Source organism: Streptomyces sp. NPDC079020 (genome assembly GCF_044542225.1).
GTDB lineage: Bacteria > Actinomycetota > Actinomycetes > Streptomycetales > Streptomycetaceae > Streptomyces.
This window is the reverse complement of sequence record NZ_JBITUB010000008.1, coordinates 359,103-376,492: the sequence shown is the minus strand read 5'-3', so window position 1 is coordinate 376,492 and position 17,390 is coordinate 359,103. Positions and strand designations below refer to the sequence as shown.

The 17,390-nt window shown below is 70.4% G+C and carries 17 protein-coding genes, 1 tRNA gene, 1 pseudogene and 1 riboswitch; of the genes and pseudogenes, 12 read left to right on the top strand and 7 right to left on the bottom strand.

From position 1 onward, the window contains the following. Nucleotides 1-17 precede the first annotated feature (17 nt). Complete coding sequence (locus ACIGJO_RS19690) at nucleotides 18-197, bottom strand: hypothetical protein (RefSeq protein WP_399959766.1); 180 nt, start codon at nucleotides 195-197, stop codon at nucleotides 18-20. A 142-nt stretch (nucleotides 198-339) separates the two neighbouring features. Then, nucleotides 340-1,599 carry a PTS transporter subunit EIIC gene (locus tag ACIGJO_RS19685; RefSeq protein ID WP_399959606.1) on the bottom strand — a complete coding sequence of 420 codons (1,260 nt, stop codon included), beginning with the start codon at nucleotides 1,597-1,599 and terminating at the stop codon, nucleotides 340-342. A 208-nt stretch (nucleotides 1,600-1,807) separates the two neighbouring features. On the opposite strand from ACIGJO_RS19685, the pseudogene ACIGJO_RS19680 reads away from it, so the two are divergent. The 4 genes and pseudogenes from ACIGJO_RS19680 to rdgB all read left to right on the top strand — a co-directional run. Continuing rightward, nucleotides 1,808-2,053 (top strand): annotated as a pseudogene (locus ACIGJO_RS19680) (glucose PTS transporter subunit EIIB); the annotation flags it as partial. A gap of 223 nt (nucleotides 2,054-2,276) precedes the next feature. Further along, entirely contained in the window at nucleotides 2,277-3,014 is a 738-nt protein-coding gene (rph, locus tag ACIGJO_RS19675; protein WP_399959603.1) for a ribonuclease PH, read from the top strand. Nucleotides 3,015-3,136: 122 nt separating this feature from the next. Then, nucleotides 3,137-3,526 carry a hypothetical protein gene (locus tag ACIGJO_RS19670; protein ID WP_399959601.1) on the top strand — a complete coding sequence of 130 codons (390 nt, stop codon included), beginning with the start codon at nucleotides 3,137-3,139 and terminating at the stop codon, nucleotides 3,524-3,526. Between the two features lie 53 nt (nucleotides 3,527-3,579). Next, on the top strand, nucleotides 3,580-4,182 hold the full coding sequence (gene rdgB / locus ACIGJO_RS19665) for an RdgB/HAM1 family non-canonical purine NTP pyrophosphatase (protein ID WP_399959599.1): 603 nt from the start codon (nucleotides 3,580-3,582) through the stop codon (nucleotides 4,180-4,182). A gap of 65 nt (nucleotides 4,183-4,247) precedes the next feature. Here the strand turns inward: rdgB and ACIGJO_RS19660 are convergent. The 3 genes from ACIGJO_RS19660 to bcp all read right to left on the bottom strand — a co-directional run bounded on the left by ACIGJO_RS19660 (nucleotide 4,248) and on the right by bcp (nucleotide 6,577). Then, nucleotides 4,248-4,331: transfer RNA gene (locus ACIGJO_RS19660), tRNA-Leu, on the bottom strand. Between the two features lie 148 nt (nucleotides 4,332-4,479). After that, nucleotides 4,480-5,976, bottom strand: coding sequence for a glycine betaine/L-proline transporter ProP (proP, locus tag ACIGJO_RS19655; RefSeq protein WP_399959597.1), 1,497 nt, complete (start codon nucleotides 5,974-5,976; stop codon nucleotides 4,480-4,482). 133 nt (nucleotides 5,977-6,109) lie between these two features. After that, nucleotides 6,110-6,577, bottom strand: coding sequence for a thioredoxin-dependent thiol peroxidase (gene bcp, locus ACIGJO_RS19650; protein WP_399959594.1), 468 nt, complete (start codon nucleotides 6,575-6,577; stop codon nucleotides 6,110-6,112). A gap of 128 nt (nucleotides 6,578-6,705) precedes the next feature. Here bcp and ACIGJO_RS19645 point away from each other — a divergent pair, with 128 nt between their 5' ends. The 3 genes from ACIGJO_RS19645 (at nucleotide 6,706) to ACIGJO_RS19635 (ending at nucleotide 7,920) form a co-directional block, all read left to right on the top strand. After that, the gene (locus ACIGJO_RS19645) at nucleotides 6,706-7,026 is read left to right on the top strand and encodes a DUF3618 domain-containing protein (RefSeq protein ID WP_399959592.1); all 321 of its coding nucleotides are present in this window, start codon (nucleotides 6,706-6,708) and stop codon (nucleotides 7,024-7,026) included. A 54-nt stretch (nucleotides 7,027-7,080) separates the two neighbouring features. After that, nucleotides 7,081-7,422, top strand: coding sequence for a GroES family chaperonin (locus tag ACIGJO_RS19640; RefSeq protein ID WP_399959590.1), 342 nt, complete (start codon nucleotides 7,081-7,083; stop codon nucleotides 7,420-7,422). 71 nt (nucleotides 7,423-7,493) lie between these two features. Next, a riboswitch (guanidine-III (ykkC-III) riboswitch) is annotated at nucleotides 7,494-7,562 on the top strand. A 37-nt stretch (nucleotides 7,563-7,599) separates the two neighbouring features. Beyond that, nucleotides 7,600-7,920, top strand: coding sequence for a multidrug efflux SMR transporter (locus ACIGJO_RS19635; protein WP_266931412.1), 321 nt, complete (start codon nucleotides 7,600-7,602; stop codon nucleotides 7,918-7,920). A gap of 69 nt (nucleotides 7,921-7,989) precedes the next feature. Here the strand turns inward: ACIGJO_RS19635 and ACIGJO_RS19630 are convergent, their stop codons facing one another. Next, nucleotides 7,990-10,371: a transglycosylase domain-containing protein gene (locus ACIGJO_RS19630; RefSeq protein WP_399959588.1), complete on the bottom strand. Its 2,382-nt coding sequence runs from the start codon at nucleotides 10,369-10,371 to the stop codon at nucleotides 7,990-7,992. A gap of 179 nt (nucleotides 10,372-10,550) precedes the next feature. On the opposite strand from ACIGJO_RS19630, the gene ACIGJO_RS19625 reads away from it, so the two are divergent. The 4 genes from ACIGJO_RS19625 to ACIGJO_RS19610 all read left to right on the top strand — a co-directional run bounded on the left by ACIGJO_RS19625 (nucleotide 10,551) and on the right by ACIGJO_RS19610 (nucleotide 14,239). Beyond that, a complete protein-coding gene (locus ACIGJO_RS19625; protein ID WP_399959586.1) occupies nucleotides 10,551-11,351 on the top strand; it encodes an ABC transporter permease in 801 nt (266 codons plus the stop codon). 7 nt (nucleotides 11,352-11,358) lie between these two features. Beyond that, the gene (locus ACIGJO_RS19620; RefSeq protein ID WP_399959758.1) at nucleotides 11,359-12,267 is read left to right on the top strand and encodes an ABC transporter permease; all 909 of its coding nucleotides are present in this window, start codon (nucleotides 11,359-11,361) and stop codon (nucleotides 12,265-12,267) included. A gap of 45 nt (nucleotides 12,268-12,312) precedes the next feature. Continuing rightward, nucleotides 12,313-13,389 carry an ATP-binding cassette domain-containing protein gene (locus ACIGJO_RS19615; protein WP_399959584.1) on the top strand — a complete coding sequence of 359 codons (1,077 nt, stop codon included), beginning with the start codon at nucleotides 12,313-12,315 and terminating at the stop codon, nucleotides 13,387-13,389. Nucleotides 13,390-13,516: 127 nt separating this feature from the next. Then, complete coding sequence (locus tag ACIGJO_RS19610; protein ID WP_399959756.1) at nucleotides 13,517-14,239, top strand: DUF1707 domain-containing protein; 723 nt, start codon at nucleotides 13,517-13,519, stop codon at nucleotides 14,237-14,239. A gap of 52 nt (nucleotides 14,240-14,291) precedes the next feature. Here the strand turns inward: ACIGJO_RS19610 and ACIGJO_RS19605 are convergent, their stop codons facing one another. Then, nucleotides 14,292-15,536, bottom strand: coding sequence for an SGNH/GDSL hydrolase family protein (locus ACIGJO_RS19605; protein ID WP_399959582.1), 1,245 nt, complete (start codon nucleotides 15,534-15,536; stop codon nucleotides 14,292-14,294). A 142-nt stretch (nucleotides 15,537-15,678) separates the two neighbouring features. On the opposite strand from ACIGJO_RS19605, the gene ACIGJO_RS19600 reads away from it, so the two are divergent. Further along, nucleotides 15,679-17,229 (top strand): DUF445 domain-containing protein, encoded by a 1,551-nt coding sequence (locus ACIGJO_RS19600; protein ID WP_399959754.1) that lies wholly within the window; start codon nucleotides 15,679-15,681, stop codon nucleotides 17,227-17,229. Nucleotides 17,230-17,390 lie beyond the last annotated feature (161 nt).

Below are 17,390 nucleotides of genomic sequence, written 5' to 3'. Positions count from 1 at the left end.
CCGGGATCCGGCCGGTCCTACTTCGCCTCGGCCTTGAGGATCTCGGCGAGCTCCTCGTCCGACTCACGGCCCGGGGTCGGCAGGTTGAACTTGGTGATCGCGAAGCGGAAGACCACGTAGTGGACGACCGCGAAAAAGTAACGCGACGGATGGCCACGTGGTCTGGACCACTCGGTGGTGTAGACCAGTTCTAGCACGGTGAGGGTGAGATAAGGAACCTGCGATTTACCACTTCTTCGCAGTAGCAGATCGGGCACGTTCGGTGACATGCCGAAGGCCCCCGGACCACGGGGTCCGAGGGCCTTGCGTGACCGGGTCCGAAGTCCCGGAGAGGTTCTGCTACTTGGTGAGGTCCTTCTCGATCTCCTTCTCCACTTCCTCCGGTTCGCGCCCGGGGGTCTGGAGGTTGAACCTGGTGATCGCGAAACGGAAGATGGCGTAGTAGATCACCGCGAAGCACAGCCCGATGGGGATGATCAGCCACGGTTTCGTGTCCAGATGCCAGTTGACCACGTAGTCGATCAGGCCTGCCGAGAAGCTGAATCCCGCGTGCACCCCCAGCGCCCAGGTGACCCCCATCGAGACACCGGTGAGGACGGCGTGCACGCCGTACAGCAGCGGCGCGACGAACATGAACGAGAACTCCAGCGGCTCGGTGACACCCGTGACGAACGAGGTGAGCGCCACGGACAGCATCAGACCGGCGACCTCCTTGCGCCGCTCCGGCCGCGCGGTGTGGGCGATGGCCAGAGCCGCGGCGGGGAGGCCGAACATCATGATCGGGAAGAAGCCGGAGGTGAACTGTCCCGCCGACGGGTCCTCGGCGAAGAAGCGGGAGATGTCTCCCTGCACCGTCACGCCGTCCGCCCCGGTGAACTCGCCCGCCTGGAACCAGAAGAAGGTGTTCAGGAACTGGTGCATGCCGATCGGGATCAGGAGCCGGTTCGCGAAGCCGAAGATGGCCGAGCCCCACGCTCCGAGGTCGATCAGCTGCTTGGAGAACCAGGTCAGCGCGTCACCGACCGGCTGCCACAGCAGGCCGAACAGCACGCCCAGGACCACACAGAGGAACGCCATCAGGATCGGAACCAGACGGCGCCCGTTGAAGAAGCCCAGCCAGTCCACCAGTTTGGTGCGGTGGTAGCGCTGCCAGACCACGGCGGTGAGCAGGCCGATGAGGATGCCGCCGAGTACGCCGGGGTTCTGCGGGGTGCCGTTGGGCATCGCCTCGGTCACCGAGTCGTCGACGGGGAAGGCGCCGAGCACGCCCCGGTAGACGAGGAAGCCGACCACCGCGGCCAGCGCCGTCGAGCCGTCCGCCTTCTTCGCGAAGCCGATGGCCACACCGATGCAGAACAGCAGGGGCAGGCCGGTGGTGCCGTCGAGGATGGCGTTTCCGCCGTTGAGCAGGACCCTTGAGGTCTTGTCCCAGAAGTCGCCGTGCAGATACGAGTTGAACAGGTTGCCGAGGCTGACCAGCAGGCCGGCCGCCGGGAGGACGGCCACGGGGAGCTGAAGGCTCCGTCCGACTTTCTGCAGACCCTGGACCGGTCCGTTCCACCACTTCTGCTGCGGTGCCGCAGCCGCGCTCGTACTCATCGGCATCCTCCCGGAACACGTCACGTTTGGCGGTCGTTGCAACTGGTGTAGACCAGTTGCGTTACGGTGCGGGGCCCGCCCGGAAGACAGGGCGCCGGTGATCGTCATCCTTTGGGATGGTTCGGTTACTCGCCTGCGAAGTTGGGCCAACCGTGCGTTAACGTGACGAAACGGACCCAGTGGTGGGCGCCGGAAGCATGCGAAATCCAGGGAGAAGCACATGGCCACCAAGGCTGAGAAGATCGTCGCCGGGCTCGGCGGCATCGAGAACATCGACGAGATCGAAGGCTGCATCACCCGCCTCCGCACCGAGGTCCATGACCCCAGCAAGGTCGACGAGGCAGCCCTCAAGGCGGCCGGTGCGCACGGCGTCGTGAAGATGGGCACCGCGATCCAGGTCGTCATCGGTACCGACGCGGACCCGATCGCCGCCGACATCGAAGACATGATGTGACCGCTGCGCCCCGGTGCGCGCACCACGGCACGACCGCGTGACAGGACGACGGCCCCACCCCTGACCGTCCGGGTCCGGTCCGCGCCCGCGGCCCCGCTCCTCCCTGGGGGGAGCAGGGCCCGCGTCGCTCCCGGGCGTTCCTCCCGTCCCCGCCGTACCGCCCGGCCGGAAGCTTCCTTCCCACCCGAACGGAGCCCCGCCGCCAGCGGATAAAGTCGACGCCATGTCTCGCATCGACGGCCGCACCCCCGAACAGCTCCGCCCCGTCACCATCGAACGCGGCTGGAGCAAGCACGCCGAGGGCTCAGTCCTCATCTCCTTCGGCGACACCAAAGTCTTCTGCACCGCCTCCGTCACCGAAGGCGTCCCGCGCTGGCGCAAGGGCAGCGGTGAAGGCTGGGTCACCGCCGAGTACTCCATGCTGCCCCGCTCCACCAACACCCGGGGCGACCGCGAATCCGTCCGCGGCAAGATCGGCGGCCGGACCCACGAGATCAGCCGTCTGATCGGCCGCTCGCTGCGCGCCGTCATCGACTACAAGGCCCTCGGCGAGAACACCATCGTCCTGGACTGCGACGTCCTCCAGGCCGACGGCGGCACCCGTACCGCCGCCATCACCGGCGCCTATGTCGCCCTCGCCGACGCCGTCGCCTGGGCCCAGGGCAAGAAGATCGTCAAGCACGGCCGCAAGCCGCTCACCGACACCGTCGCCGCCATCAGCGTCGGCATCGTCGACGGCGTCCCGCTCCTGGACCTCTGTTACGAGGAGGACGTCCGCGCCGACACCGACATGAACGTCGTCTGCACCGGCGACGGCCGCTTCGTCGAGGTCCAGGGCACCGCGGAGGCCGCGCCCTTCGACCGCACGGAACTGGGCTCCCTCCTGGACCTCGCCACCGCCGGCTGCGTGGACCTCGCCGCACTCCAGAACGAGGCACTCGCCCGCACCTCCGGCGAGTAACCGGGCGCATCGGGCGGGTAAAGAAGCAACCAAGTACGCACCACAGAGCGTCGTTACGTACACGGGCGCACGGGTCGAACCGTGCGCCCGTCCACGTATCGACCCCGGGGAGGGACCGCACCATGGCTTCGCGCCGCCACCACCGCACCGCACTCGCCGTCACCGCCGCCCTGCTGACCCTCACCGCCGCGGCCGGCTGCGGCGCCGTCGACAAGGCCATCGACTGCGTCCGTACCGCCGACGCCATCGCCACCAGCGTCAGCAACCTCCAGCAGGCCATCTCCAGCGCCTCCGACGACCCGACACAGGCCTCCGAGGCCCTCGACGAGATCGACAAGGAACTGAAGAACCTCGGCGACACCACGGACAACGCCGACCTCGGCAAGGCCGTCGACGACCTCCAGGCCGGAGTCACCAACGTCCGTGACGCCATCGAGAAGGGCGATGCCACCCCCGACATCTCGCCGGTCACCGACGCCGCCACCGAGATCGGCAACGTCTGCACGTCCTGAGACCGGAGACGGGCCCCGTGGGCCGTCCTGCCGCCCGCGGCGATAATCGGGGCATGACCCGCCTGATCCTCGCCACCCGCAACGCCGGGAAAATCACCGAACTCCACGCGATCCTCGCCGACGCGGGCCTTGCCCACGACCTCGTCGGCGCGGACGCGTACCCCGAGATCCCCGACGTCAAGGAGACCGGCGTCACCTTCGCCGAGAACGCCCTCCTCAAGGCCCACGCCCTCGCCAGGGCCACCGGCCACCCGGCCGTCGCCGACGACTCCGGCCTCTGCGTCGACGTCCTCGGCGGCGCCCCCGGCATCTTCTCGGCCCGCTGGTCCGGCACCCACGGCGACGACCGGGCCAACCTGGAGCTGCTCCTGGCCCAGCTCGCCGACATCGCCCCCGAACACCGCGGCGCCCACTTCGCCTGCGCCGCCGCGCTGGCCCTCCCCGACGGCAGGGAACGCGTGGTCGTGGGCCGCCTCCCGGGCACCCTGCGCCACACCCCGTCGGGCACGAACGGCTTCGGCTACGACCCGATCCTCCAGCCCGAGGGCGAGTCCCGTACCTGCGCGGAACTGTCCCCCGCGGAGAAGAACGCGATCAGCCACCGGGGCAAGGCGTTCCGGGCGCTGGTCCCGGTGGTCCGGGAGCTGGTGGGCTGAGCGCCCCGCCGTGAACGCGACAGGCCCGGTCCGCCCCGAAGGGCGGGCCGGGCCTGTGACGACGGTGCGCGAGGAGGGACTCGAACCCTCACGCCGCTAGGGCACTGGTACCTAAAACCAGCCTGTCTCACCAATTCCAGCACTCGCGCGTCCGGGGCAGTCTACAAGGGGATGCGGCCGGATCTCCGGGCAATAACGGCGCCGGTGGACCGGCACGGCACCGCCTCCCGGACCGTGCCCCGGACGAACGGACCGCGATCCGGGTCCGGTGGGCGCGGGGACGGCCCGGGGGCGGCGTCAGAACTTCGGATCCGGTGACTGGGCCGCGCAGATCTCCGCGGCCTCCGCCTCCGTCTCCACCGAGGGCGGGGAGCCGGCCAGGGGCTGCTGGGCCGTTTCCTTCATGCAGGCCACGGCGATCACCCCGACCAGCGCCGCCGCCATCGCGTAGTACGCGGGCATCAGGTTCGAACCGCTCCAGCTGATCAGGGCGGTGATCATCAGGGGGGTCGTGCCGCCGAAGAGCGACGCGGAGAGGTTGTAGCCCACCGACAGGGAGCCGTAGCGGACGTGGGTGGGGAACAGGGCGGGCAGCGCCGCGGACATCGTGCCGAGCATGCAGACCAGGGACAGGCCCAGCAGCAGCATCCCGATCGTGACGGCGGGGATGCCTCCCTGCCGGATCAGGAGGAACGACGGCAGGGAGAGGAAGAGGAAGCCGAGCATGCCGGTCATCAGCAGCGGCTTGCGGCCGAAGCGGTCGGAGAGCTTGCCGACCTGGTTGATGATCAGCATCAGGAAGACCATCACGGCGAGCAGGATCAGCAGCCCGTGGGTCTCGCTGTAGCCGAGCTCGTCGGAGAGGTACGTCGGCATGTACGACAGCAGCATGTAGTCGGTGATGTTGTACGCGCCGACCAGGCAGATGCAGAGGATCAGCGTCGGCCAGTACTGCCGGAAGATCTTGGCTAGGTCGCCCTTGGCGGTGGACTCGACGCCGTCCGCCGCCTCGCTCGCGTGGGCGGTGCCGCCCTCCAGCTTCTGGAAGGCCGGGGTCTCGTCGAGCCGCAGCCGCAGATAGAGGCCGACCAGGCCGAGGGGGCCCGCGACGAGGAACGGGATGCGCCAGCCCCAGGACTCCATCTGGGCGGTGTCCAGCAGCGCGTACAGCGCGGTCACCAGTCCTGCGGCGCCGACGTAGCCGGCGAGGGTGCCGAATTCGAGGAAGCTGCCGAAGAAGCCGCGCCGCTTGTCGGGGGCGTACTCCGCGATGAAGGTCGAGGCACCGCCGTACTCACCGCCGGTCGAGAAGCCCTGGAGCATCCGGAAGAAGATCAGCAGGGCGGGGGCCCAGACGCCGATCGTGCCGTGGGAGGGGATGAGGCCGATCGCGAAGGTGCCGACCGCCATCAGGATCATGGTGAGGGCGAGGACCTTCTTCCGGCCGACCTTGTCGCCCATGGGACCGAAGAACATTCCCCCGAGTGGCCTAACGAGGAAGGCCACGGCGAAGGTCGCGAAGGACGAAAGTAGCTGGGTGGTGTCGTTCCCGGACGGGAAGAAGACATGCCCGATGGTGACGGCCAGATAGGAATAGATACCGAAGTCGAACCACTCCATGGCGTTACCGAGCGAGGCCGCTTTCACCGCACGCTTGACCGCCTGGTCGTCCGTGACCGTGATGTCGGTCCGGCGAAGCCTGGGATTCCGGCGCTTGCGGGCGGCCCGGAAGAGCGCGGGGTGACGTTTGACCGCATCGGGGTCGGCCGCCTGCTGGGGGTCGGAGGCCGCCATGGCCGGGTCCTTTCCTCGGAGGGTGTTCCAGGAGAGGCTTCTGCGCGGACATGGCGGCTGCAAACCGAATCAGTGGCCGATTGCGATGTCCCTCACATGTTCCCGTCCGTCGTGAGACCGGTTACGCGTGGGGTCAGATACCCAGATCCCTGATGATCTTGGCTACATGACCGGTCGCCTTGACGTTGTAGAAGGCGTGCTCGATCTTGCCCTGCTCGTCGATGACAACGGTCGAGCGGATGACGCCCGTCACCACTTTGCCGTAGAGCTTCTTCTCGCCGAAGGCACCGTACGCCTCAAGGGTCTCCTTGGACGGGTCGCCGACCAGGGTGACCTTCAGGTTCTCCTTCTCACGGAACTTCGCGAGCTTCTCGGGCTTGTCGGGGGAGACACCGATGACGTCGTACCCGGCCTCGGCCAGCAGGTCCAGATTGTCGGTGAAATCGCAGGCCTGCTTGGTGCAGCCGGGGGTCAGGGCGGCCGGGTAGAAGTACACGATGACCTTGCGGCCCTTGTGGTCCGCGAGCGAGATCTCGTTGCCGTCGGCGTCGGGGAGCGTGAAGGCGGGGGCGGTGTCACCGGGCTGGAGTCGCTCGCTCATGGTTCTCCTCAAGTGGTACGTGGGGTGTACGGGACCGAGCGTAATAGGGGTGCCGCCGGGTGTCCGGGCGGTCGAGCTGACAGACTGTCGATGAAGGTTTACCGGACGACGACCACGGAGGCGGCGCAGTGTCGGATGCCAGGACCCCTGCGCAGATCGAGGCGGACATCATCACCAGGCGTGAGCAGCTCGCGGTGGTGCTCGACGAGATCGGGGTGCGGGTGCACCCGAAGACGATCATCGGCGACGCGAAGGCCAAGGTGGCCCAGTCGGTCGACCGGACGGCCGGGCGCGCGTTCGTCGCGGTGAACCGGTCGGTGTCGGACGTGAAGGCCCAGTTCGTGTCGCAGGACGGTACGCCGCGTCTGGAGCGGGTGATCCCGGCGGCGCTGCTGGTCGTCGGTGTGGTCGGGCTGCTCGCCGTGTCCTCGCGGCGCGGCAAGAAGTAGCGGGCCCTACCCCGGAGGCGTGCGGATCGGTGCGGGGCAGGTAGGTTTCGGGTCGTGAGCGACAACACCCACGACGACAAGCTGCCCATCCGTATGCTGCACGACCGCGTGCTGGTGCGGACCGATACGCCCGAGGGCGAGCGGCGCTCCGGCGGCGGCATCCTGATTCCGGCGACGGCGGCGGTGGGCCGGCGTCTGGCGTGGGCCGTGGTGGTCGCGGTCGGACAGAACGTACGGTCGGTCGAGCCGGGGGACCGGGTGCTGTACGACCCCGAGGACCGCGCCGAGGTCGAGGTGCGGGGCGTGGCGTACGTCCTGATGCGGGAGCGCGATCTGCACGCCGTGGCCGCGGACCGGTTCGAGGGTTCGGTCGATTCGACCGGGCTGTATCTGTAGCCCGCGTCCGCGGCACCCCCCCCCGCACGATGTGCGAAAGGGCCTGGTGACCGGCGTCACCAGGCCTTTTGCGCGTTCTTTGCTACGGTGGGGGGACCCCGACGAGACGCGCCGTACCGGGCTGGAAAAGACGACGCACCCGTGTTTTGTTCGCGAGTTCGCGTCGGAGGTGCCGTCATGGCCTGGGTTCTGTTGATCGTCGCCGGTCTGCTCGAAGTGGGCTGGTCGATCGGGATGAAGTACACCGAGGGGTTCACCCGGCTGTGGCCGAGCGTGTTCACCGGCCTCGGGATCGTCGCGAGCATGGTGTTGCTGTCCCATGCGGCGAAGACGCTGCCGATCGGTACGGCGTACGGCGTCTGGGTCGGTATCGGCGCGGCGGGCGCCGCGGTCCTCGGCATGGTGATCCTCAATGAGCCGGTGACGGCCGCCCGGATCTTCTTCGTGTGTCTGCTGCTGGTCGCCGTGGTGGGGCTGAAGGCGACCTCCGGGCACTGAGTCCGGGAAGCCCGGGGATCTCTCCGGGGGAAACCCACAGGCAGGGCCGGGAGGCCCCCGTACGCGTGGTCAGACGCGCGTACGGGGGCCTCCGGCGCCTTCCATGGAGCCGCCGTTGCCGCCCCCGTCACCGCCCGTGGTGCCGGTGCCGCCGTCCGTCCCGCCCCCGGTGCCTCCGGTTCCGCCGTCGCTCTGGCCGGCGTCCGTGCCTCCGTCGGTCCCGCCCGTGGTGCCGCCGGTGTCCGTACCGCCCGTGTCCGTACCGCCGTCGGTCGGGCCGGGGGTGGTGGGGGCGCTGCTCGGGGGGCTGCTCGGAGGCGTGCTGGAGGGGGTGTCGCTCGGCTCGGCCGGTTCGGTGGTGCCGGGGTCCTCCTCGGCGGGCGGGGCGGTCTCCGCCGCGCCGGGCTCCAGGTCGAGGTCGAATTCCTTGACGTCAGAGGAGCGCAGGGCGGCCCCGGTGTAGGCGGCCCAGGTCGCGGCGGGGGCCCCGCCGCCGTTGACGCGGGGCAGTCCCAGCGCGCCGTAGAGCGGCTTCTGCGCCCCGGTGTCGGGGTCCTGGCCCATGACCGCGACCACGGTCGCGAGGTCGGGGGTGTACCCGGCGAACCAGGCGGCCTTGTCCTCCTCGGCGGTGCCGGTCTTGCCCGCGGCGGGGCGGCCGGCGGCCTGGGCGGCGGTGCCGGTGCCGCCTTCGACGACGCTGCGGAGGATCGAGGTGGTGGTGTCGGCGGCCTCGCGGGAGACGGTCTGCTTGGTGTTCCGGACGGGGAGGGCGATCTCCTCGCCGTCCTTGCCGACCTTGGCGACGAGGGTGTACGCGCCGTGCTTGCCGTGGTTGGCCAGGGTGGCGTACGCCTCGGTCATGTCGAGGACGCTGGCGGTCGCGGGGCCCAGCGCGATGGAGGGGGACGCGGTGAGGTCGGGGGTGTTCTCGGGGATGCCGAGGGCGACGGCGGTGTCCTTGACCTTGCCGGGGCCGACGTCCTGGGCCATCTGTGCGTAGACGGCGTTGACGGACTTGTCGGTGGCCGTGCGGACGGTGACGGGGCCGTAGCTGACGTCGTCCTCGTTGGCCGGGGCGTAACCGGTGGAGCCGTCGCGGCCCTGGACGGTGCGCTTGTTGGTGCCGTCGTAGACGGTGTTGGGGGTGATGCGCCGCCCGTCGAGGGTGGTGGAGCCGTTGGCCACGGCGGAGGTGAAGACGAACGGCTTGAAGGTGGAGCCGACCTGGTAGTCGCGGCGGGTGGCGTTGTTGACGTACTGCTTGGTGTAGTCGATGCCGCCGTACATGGCGACGACCTCGCCGCTGCCGGGGTCGATGGAGGCACCGCCGACGCGCACGTTCCGGTCGGCGGGCCGTTCGTCGCTGGTCTTGGACATCACCTGGGAGTCGACGGCCTTGACCAGCGCGTTCTGCTTCTTCTTCTCCAGCGTGGTGGTGATGCGGTAGCCGCCGGTCGCGAGGGTCTTCTCGTCGATGATCCCGTTGCCCGTGAGGTAGTCCTCGACGGCCTGGACGAGATAGCCGCGCTGTCCGGAGAGCCCGGTGGCGGGCTTGGCCTTGCCGGGCACGGGGAACTCGGTCGCCTCGCGTTCGGCGCTGCTGAGCCAGTCCTCCTTGACCATGCCGTCCAGGACGTAGTTCCAGCGGCCGAGGGCGGCGGGCTTGTTCTCGGGGTGGACGACCACGTCGTACGCGCTGGGGGCGTTCAGCAGCGAGGCGAGATAGGCCCCCTCACCGGTGGTGAGCTCCTCGACGTTCTTGCCGTAGTACGCCTGGGCGGCGGCCTGGATGCCGTAGGCGTTGCGGCCGAAGTAGCTGGTGTTGAGGTAGCCCTCGAAGATCTGGTCCTTGCTCTCCTCGCGGTTGAGCTTGACCGCGATGAAGAACTCCTTGGCCTTGCGGACGACGGTCTGCTCCTGGCCGAGGTAGTAGTTCTTGACGTACTGCTGCGTGATGGTCGAGCCGCCCTGCTTGCCCTTCCCGGTGAGCGTGTTCCAGCCGGCGCGGACCATCGCCTTCACGTCCACGGCCCGCTCGGAGTAGAAGTCCCGGTCCTCGGCGGCGAGCACGGCGTGCTGGACGGTGAGGGGGACCTGCGAGAGCCGGACGTTCTCCCGGTTGACCTCGCCGTCGCGGGCGATGACGCTGCCGTCCTTGTAGAGGTAGACATTGGACTGCGCGGTGGCGCTCGCGTTGGCGGCGGGGATGTCGACGATCTGGTACCCGGCGATGAAGCCGCCGACGAGCAGCAGGGCGATGCCGAGTACGGTGCCGAGCACCATGCGCCAGGTGGGAATGATGCGGCGCCAGCCGGTCCTCCTGGGGCGCTTCGTGCGCCCCTTCCTGCCCTTCGCGCCCGGCGCACCACTGCCGTCGCCGCCCTGACCGGGCGTGGCCGCGGCGGCTGTGTGGTCGCGCGGGGCCCAGTTCTGTGGCTCGTCGTTCATGTCGGTGGTGACTCCTCGGGCGCGGTCGGTTCTCCCAATAGTGCCCGTTTCGCCGGGAAACCATCGGATCATCCTTCAAGGAGGGGGCACGGGAAAAGCGGTCGCGGACCTCGCCCGCACGCCACTAGGGTCGTGCGCTTTGGTGCCGGAGCCCGGTGGCGGCGGGGAATGGGGGAGACGTGCGGCTCTACGCGGTGGTGGCGGCCGGTGGTTTCCGGCGTCATGCCACCTACCGGATGGCGACGGCGGCGGGGGTGTTCACCAACACCGTCTTCGGTTTCATCATGGCGTACGTCTATGTGGCGCTGTGGGACGAGCGCCCGCAGCTCGGCGGCTACGACACCTCGCAGGCACTGACCTACGTGTGGCTGGGACAGGCGCTGCTCATGACCTGCTCCATGATGGGCGGCGGCTTCGAGGACGAGCTGATGGAGCGCATCCGCACCGGCGACATCGCCGTCGACCTCTACCGGCCCGCCGACCTCCAGCTGTGGTGGCTGGCGGGTGACCTGGGCCGGGCGGCGTTCCATCTGCTGGGGCGCGGCATCGTCCCGATGGCACTGGGCGCGCTCGCCTTCGATCTGGCCCTGCCCTCCTCGCCGTGGACCTGGCCGGCGTTCCTCGTCTCGGTGGCGCTGGGTGTGGTGGTCAGCTTCGCCGTGCGCTTCCTGGTCTCGCTGTCGGCGTTCTGGCTGATGGACGGGGCGGGCGCGATGCAGATCGCCTGGCTGATGGGGCTGTTCTTCTCGGGGATGCTGCTGCCGCTGAACCTGTTCCCCGGGGCGCTGGGCGAGGTGGCGCGGGCGTTGCCCTGGTCCTCGCTGCTCCAGGTGCCCGCTGATGTGTTCCTCGGCAAGCACACGGGGTGGGGGCTGGTGCGGGCGTACGCCTTCCAGGCCGGCTGGGCGGTGGCCCTGCTGGGGGCGGGGCGGCTGATGCAGACCGTGGCGACCAGGAGGGTGGTGGTTCAGGGTGGCTGATACGGCGGTGGCCGAGGATTCCGGGGCGGAGCCGGACGGGGCCGCGTCGCGGGAGCCGTGGGCGGCGTTCCCGGGCGGGTCCTCGGCCGGTTTCGCGGGACGGGCCCGGGTGATGGCCGACGGGCTCCGGGCGTACGGGCTGATCGTGGCGATGTGGCTGCGCTCGACGATGGCGTACCGCGCCTCGTTCGTCATGACGACGTTCGGGAACTTCGCGGTGACGGCGTTCGACTTCGTCGCCCTCATGCTGATGTTCTCGCACATCGACGCGCTGGGCGGCTACTCGCTGCCCGAGATCGCCCTGCTGTACGGGACGTCGGCGACCGCGTTCGGGCTGGCCGATCTGACGCTGGGATCGATGGACCGGCTGGGCAGGCGGGTGCGGGACGGGACGCTGGACACCCTGCTGGTGCGCCCGGTTCCGGTACTGGCGCAGGTGGCGGCGGACCGGTTCGCGCTGCGCAGGCTGGGGCGGGTCACCCAGGGGCTGCTGGTGCTCGGGTACGCGCTGATGTCGCTGGACATCGCGTGGACGCCGCTGAAGGTGCTGACGCTGCCGCTGATGGTGCTGAGCGGGGCGGCGATCTTCGGCGCGGTGTTCGTGGCGGGGGCGGCGTTCCAGTTCTTCGCGCAGGACGCCTCCGAGGTGCAGAACTCCCTCACGTACGGGGGGACCACGCTGCTCCAGTACCCGCCGACGGTCTTCGCGAAGGATCTGGTGCGCGGGGTCACGTTCGTGGTGCCGCTGGCCTTCGTCAGCTGGCTGCCCGCGCTGTACGTGCTGGGCCGGGAGTACCCGTTGGACCTGCCGCGCTGGGTGGCGTTCCTGCCGCCGGTGGTGGCGGCGCTGTGCTGGGTGCCGGCGGGGCTGGCCTGGCGGGCGGGGCTGCGGGCGTACCGCAGCACGGGCAGCTGAGAGGCCCGGTCCGGGGATCAGGACACCGAGGGAGAGAGACGGAGCATGGGTTCGGACACGGCCACGGATACGGACACGGATACGGATACGGGGAAGGGCGCGGGCGGCGGCGCGGGCACCGGCGGCGACGCGGACTTCATCGCGCTCGACGGCGTCGAGAAGGTCTTCGACGTACGCCGCAGAACGGGCATCCTGCGCCGGGAGCGGCGCGAGGTCAGGGCGGTCGACGGGATCACCTTCCGTGTGTCGCGCGGCGAGATGGTCGGGTACATCGGCCCGAACGGAGCCGGCAAGTCGACCACGATCAAGATGCTGACGGGGATCCTCACGCCGAGCGGGGGCAGCCTGCGGGTCGCGGGCATCGACCCGTCCCGGGAGCGCACGCGGCTGGCGCACCGGATCGGCGTGGTGTTCGGGCAGCGCACCACGCTGTGGTGGGACCTGCCGCTGCGGGACTCGTACCGGCTGATGCACCGGATGTACCGCATCCCGGACCGCCGCTTCCGGGAGAACCTGGACCGCTGCGTCGAACTCCTCGACCTGGGCGAGCTGTTGGAGGTTCCGGTGCGTCAGCTCTCGCTGGGGCAGCGGATGCGCGGGGACATCGCGGCGGCGCTGCTGCACGATCCCGAGGTGCTGTACCTGGACGAGCCGACGATCGGCCTCGACGTGGTCTCCAAGGCCAAGGTCCGGCAGTTCCTGCGGGACCTGAACGCCGAGCGGTCCACGACCGTGCTGCTGACCACGCACGATCTGACCGATATCGAGCAGCTGTGCAAGCGGGTCATGGTGATCGACCACGGCCGGCTGATGTATGACGGGGCGCTCGCCGGACTCCATGAGGTGGGCGAGAGCGAGCGGACGCTCGTGGTCGATCTGGAACGTGAACTCCCCCCGATCGAGCTGGACTCGGGCCCGGCGGACGGCGAGGGGGCGGGGTCCGTCCCGGGAGTGCGGGTGGTGAAGGTGGAGGGGCCGCGGCAGTGGCTGACCTTCCCCGCGTCGGTGTCGGCCGCCCCGCTGGTGGCGCGGATCGCGGCACGGTATCCGCTGGTCGACCTGTCGGTGAAGGAGCCCGACATCGAGGCCGTGATCGCGAAGATGTACGCGTCGGCACCCTGAGGCCCGTACCGCGGCGGGCGGGCGGTGCGCCGGCCGGGTGCGGCGCATGGGTGGTGCGGGCCGCTGTGCTGTGACGGGAGCGGTTGGTTTCAATAGGCTGCGCGGTATGACAAGTGAACTTCCGGAAATGCGTGCCTCCGACGCCGAACGTGAGCGCATCGCCGAGACTCTGCGCGAGGCGGTGGCCGAGGGACGGCTGGAGATGGAGGAGTTCGAGCAGCGCCTCGACGCGGCCTTCAAGGCCCGTACGCATGGGGAGTTGGAGCCGCTGGTCCGGGATCTCCCGGCGCCGGGCACCGTTGTGGCGCCCGTCGGCGCGACCTCGCCCGCGAGGCCGGGTGCGTCGCGGAACTGGCCGTCCCGGGTCGGGGGTCCCGCGACGTCGAACGGGGCCTTCGCGTTCTGGGGCGGGTTCAACCGCAAGGGGCGCTGGACGGTGGGCCGGAAGTTCACCGCCTTCGCCATGTGGGGCGGCGGTGAGATCGATCTGCGCGAGGCGAACTTCGAGGACCGCGAGGTCGTGATCCGCTGCTTCACGATCATGGGCGGGCTGCATGTGACGGCGCCGCCGGAGCTGAACGTCGAGGTCAAGGGCATCGGCATCATGGGCGGCTTCGGCGAGGGCTCGAACGAGGGGGGCGAGCCGGATCCGGATTCCCCGCGGGTGCGGATCACCGGATTCGCGCTGATGGGCGGCGTCGGCGTGGAGCGCAAGCGGACCAAGGCGGAGCGGCAGCGGCTGAAGGACGCGGAGCTGGCACGGCAGCGGGAGCTGGACCGGGACCGGGACCGGAACGGGCTTGACGGGCCGGGAGGCGCGGACGGGGGCGGCCGCAAGGAGCTGGGCTGAGCCCCCGCCCGCTCCGGCGGACGGCAGGTCGTCGGAGCGGGGTCGGACCTCGTCAGAACGCGTCGGACCTCGGGGCCCCCACCAGGGCCTTGAGGTCGATGTGACGGCCCAGGGTGCGATAGCCGTCGTCGTTGAGGTGCAGATGGTCGCCGGAGTCGAACGACGGCAGGAGGCGGTTGGGCGCGTACGGGTCCCGCACCGCCCGGTCGAAGTCGACGTACGCGTCGAAGACCCCGCCCGCCCGTATCCGCTCGTTGACGGCCACCCGTACGGCGTTGCGGGCGGGGGTCCAGGTCCGGTACCCCTCGTACGGCGTCAGCGTCGCCCCGACGACCCTCAGCCCGCGGGCGTGCGCCCGCTCGGTGAGGGCGCGGAGGCCGTCCACGACGCGCTGCGGGTCCGTCTCCTGCGGGGCCTGCTGCACATCGTTGATGCCCAGCGCGACGAACACGGTCTTCGCCCCGGCCACCGACAGCACATCGCGTTCGAAGCGTCCGGTCCCGCCCTGGCCGCCGATCCGGGTGCGCCCGTCGCGCAGGAGCCGGTTCCCCGCTATGCCCTGGTTGGCGACGCCGTACGTGCCGCGCAGCCGGTCGCTCAGGACGTCGGTCCAGCGGGCGTTGGCGTCGGTGGTGGAGCCGCTGCCCGCGGTGATCGAGTCGCCGAGCACGACGACCGTGCCGGCGGCGGACTCGTTGCGGACGTCGACGGCGGTGAGATAGCGCCACCGGGTGGTGCTCCAGGTGCCGTGGTCGTCGGCCAGGTAGGACGTCTGGTGCGCGTTCGGGTGGAAGGTGACGGGCCCGCCCCCGTGCGGGGTCCGCAGGGTGACCAGCAGGTCGGCGTCCGGGGCGACGGGCACCACGACCGGGTCGCTGACGACCTGTCCGCCCGCGGCGATGGTGACGGTGGGGGCGCCCTTGAAGGTGACCGGGCGGGTGTTGACCGTGGCCTGGTCGACGACGAGGGGGGCCGCGCCGAAGAGGTTGGAGAGGGTGATGCGGGCCGCGTCCCCGCCGACGCTGGTGTGCACGGTGTTACGGATGGTGCGCCCGGGGAAGCCGTGTCCGGTGCCCGGTTCGGCGCTGACGGCCGCTCCGGTCCAGGTGGCGACCCAGGCGCCGGCGGAGTTGGCCTTGGCGGCGGGGTTGCGCGCCGCCGCGTGCGTCTCGGCGGCGGTGAGCGGTGCCGGACGGGGGCCGGAGAACAGCGTCGTACCGAACGCCGCCGCGGCGGCGAGTGCGGCGGTGCCCGCGACAAGGGCGGTGAGCAGGGCATACCCCTGGCGCCTGGGCATGTGCGGTGTGTCTCCTTGTGCTGATCGGGCTGGTCCCATGATGCGACAGGCCGCGGGGAACTCGACGTGCGGCCCGGGAGTAGGTGAGGTAAGGACAATGCGTACGGCACGGGGGAGATGCGTACGCGGACGGGTGGAGCGGATGGAACGGGCCGGAGCCGGAGAGCAGGACGCGGTGCGGAAGTCAGTGGAGGGTCCACAGGACCCGGGTGCCTCGGCGGACCCGGAGGAACCGGCGGACCCGGAGGAACCGGCGGCCCCGGAGGAACCGGCGGCCCCGACGGGGCAGGGCGGTTCGTCCGGTCCGGGCGGGGACGGCGGGTCGGGCGGCGACGGCGGGTCGGGCGGGCAGGGCGGGCCGGGCGCCGCGTCCGGGGACGGGCCGGGCGGTGCGCCGGGGTCCGGGCGCCGGGCGTCCACGCCGCTCGCCTCGTTCGCGTACACCGCCGCCGACGAGGAGAAGCGGCGCGGAGTACGCCGTATGAAGACCACGGCGACCGGCCTCCTTCTGCTCGTCGCGCTCGTGTACGTCCTCGCCACATGGGCGAAGAACGCGGGGGTGGGCGGCTGGCCGGGCTACGTCGCGGCGGCTGCCGAGGCGGGAATGGTGGGTGCGCTGGCGGACTGGTTCGCCGTCACGGCGCTCTTCCGGCGCCCGCTGGGCCTGCCCATCCCCCACACCGCCATCATCCCCACCAAGAAGGATCAGCTCGGAGCGTCACTTGGTTCCTTCGTAGGGGAAAACTTTCTCTCCCCGGGGGTCGTTCGTGACCGAATTCACGCCCTCGGCGTCGGCCGGCGGCTCGGCGCCTGGCTGGCGGAGCCGCAGCACGCGGACCGTGTCACCGCCGAACTGGCGACCGCGCTGCGCGGGGCCCTGACCGTCCTGCGGGACTCCGACGTCCAGGCGGTGGTCGGCGAGGCCATCACCCGGCGGGCGGACGCGGCCGAGGTCGGCCCCGGACTCGGCAAGATGCTGGAGAAGGTCGTCTCGGACGGCGGCCACCGCAGGGTCGTGGACCTCGTCTGCGCGCGGGCGCACGACTGGCTGGTCGAGCACGGCGACTCGGTGATGGACGCGGTGCAGGGCGGCGCCCCGGGGTGGACACCCCGGTTCGTGGACAAGCGGGTGGGCGAGCGGGTCTACAAGGAGCTGCTGCGCTTCGTCACGGAGATGCGGGACATGCCCGGCCATCCGGCGCGCGGCTCGATCGACACGTTCCTGACGGACTTCGCGGCCGACCTCCAGTCGGACTCCGACACCCGGGCCCGGGTGGAGCGGCTGAAGTCGGAGATCCTGGGCCGCCGTGAGGTCCAGGACGTCATCGCCTCGGCCTGGTCCTCCGTCCGCACGATGATCATCGCGGCGGCGGAGGACGAGCGGAGCGAGCTGCGGCTGCGGGCCCGTGCCTCGCTGATGTCGCTCGGCGCCCGGCTGGCGACGGACGAGCGCCTCCAGGGCAAGGTGGACGGCTGGCTGGAGGACGCGGCGGCGTACGTCGTCACGACGTACCGCGCGGAGATCACCTCACTGATCAGCGACACGGTGGCGGGCTGGGACGCGGACCAGACCTCGAAGAAGATCGAGGCGCACATCGGCCGCGACCTCCAGTTCATCCGGATCAACGGCACGGTGGTCGGCGCGCTGGCGGGGCTGGTGATCTATTCGGTGTCGCGCGCCGTCGGAGGGTAGGCGGTCGTCGGGCGGATACGTGTGGGGCCGGGCGCAGAACGCGCGCCCGGCCCCATGTGTGTCCACGGCCCCATGTGTGTCCGCGGCCGCTCCATTTCAGCGGTTCTTCGTCGGGCGGCCTTGAGGCAGACTGCCTTTCGATACGCGGCCTTTCGACACGC

What these genes read in the sequence shown, in the direction of transcription:
- ACIGJO_RS19685 (WP_399959606.1), bottom strand. Translation starts at nt 1,599, where the DNA reads ATGAGTACGAGCGCGGCTGCGGCACCGCAGCAGAAGTGGTGGAACGGA.
- rph (WP_399959603.1), top strand. Translation starts at nt 2,277, where the DNA reads ATGTCTCGCATCGACGGCCGCACCCCCGAACAGCTCCGCCCCGTCACC.
- ACIGJO_RS19670 (WP_399959601.1), top strand. Translation starts at nt 3,137, where the DNA reads ATGGCTTCGCGCCGCCACCACCGCACCGCACTCGCCGTCACCGCCGCC.
- rdgB (WP_399959599.1), top strand. Translation starts at nt 3,580, where the DNA reads ATGACCCGCCTGATCCTCGCCACCCGCAACGCCGGGAAAATCACCGAA.
- proP (WP_399959597.1), bottom strand. Translation starts at nt 5,976, where the DNA reads ATGGCGGCCTCCGACCCCCAGCAGGCGGCCGACCCCGATGCGGTCAAA.
- bcp (WP_399959594.1), bottom strand. Translation starts at nt 6,577, where the DNA reads ATGAGCGAGCGACTCCAGCCCGGTGACACCGCCCCCGCCTTCACGCTC.
- ACIGJO_RS19635 (WP_266931412.1), top strand. Translation starts at nt 7,600, where the DNA reads ATGGCCTGGGTTCTGTTGATCGTCGCCGGTCTGCTCGAAGTGGGCTGG.
- ACIGJO_RS19630 (WP_399959588.1), bottom strand. Translation starts at nt 10,371, where the DNA reads ATGAACGACGAGCCACAGAACTGGGCCCCGCGCGACCACACAGCCGCC.
- ACIGJO_RS19615 (WP_399959584.1), top strand. Translation starts at nt 12,313, where the DNA reads ATGGGTTCGGACACGGCCACGGATACGGACACGGATACGGATACGGGG.
- ACIGJO_RS19610 (WP_399959756.1), top strand. Translation starts at nt 13,517, where the DNA reads ATGCGTGCCTCCGACGCCGAACGTGAGCGCATCGCCGAGACTCTGCGC.
- ACIGJO_RS19605 (WP_399959582.1), bottom strand. Translation starts at nt 15,536, where the DNA reads ATGCCCAGGCGCCAGGGGTATGCCCTGCTCACCGCCCTTGTCGCGGGC.
- ACIGJO_RS19600 (WP_399959754.1), top strand. Translation starts at nt 15,679, where the DNA reads ATGGAACGGGCCGGAGCCGGAGAGCAGGACGCGGTGCGGAAGTCAGTG.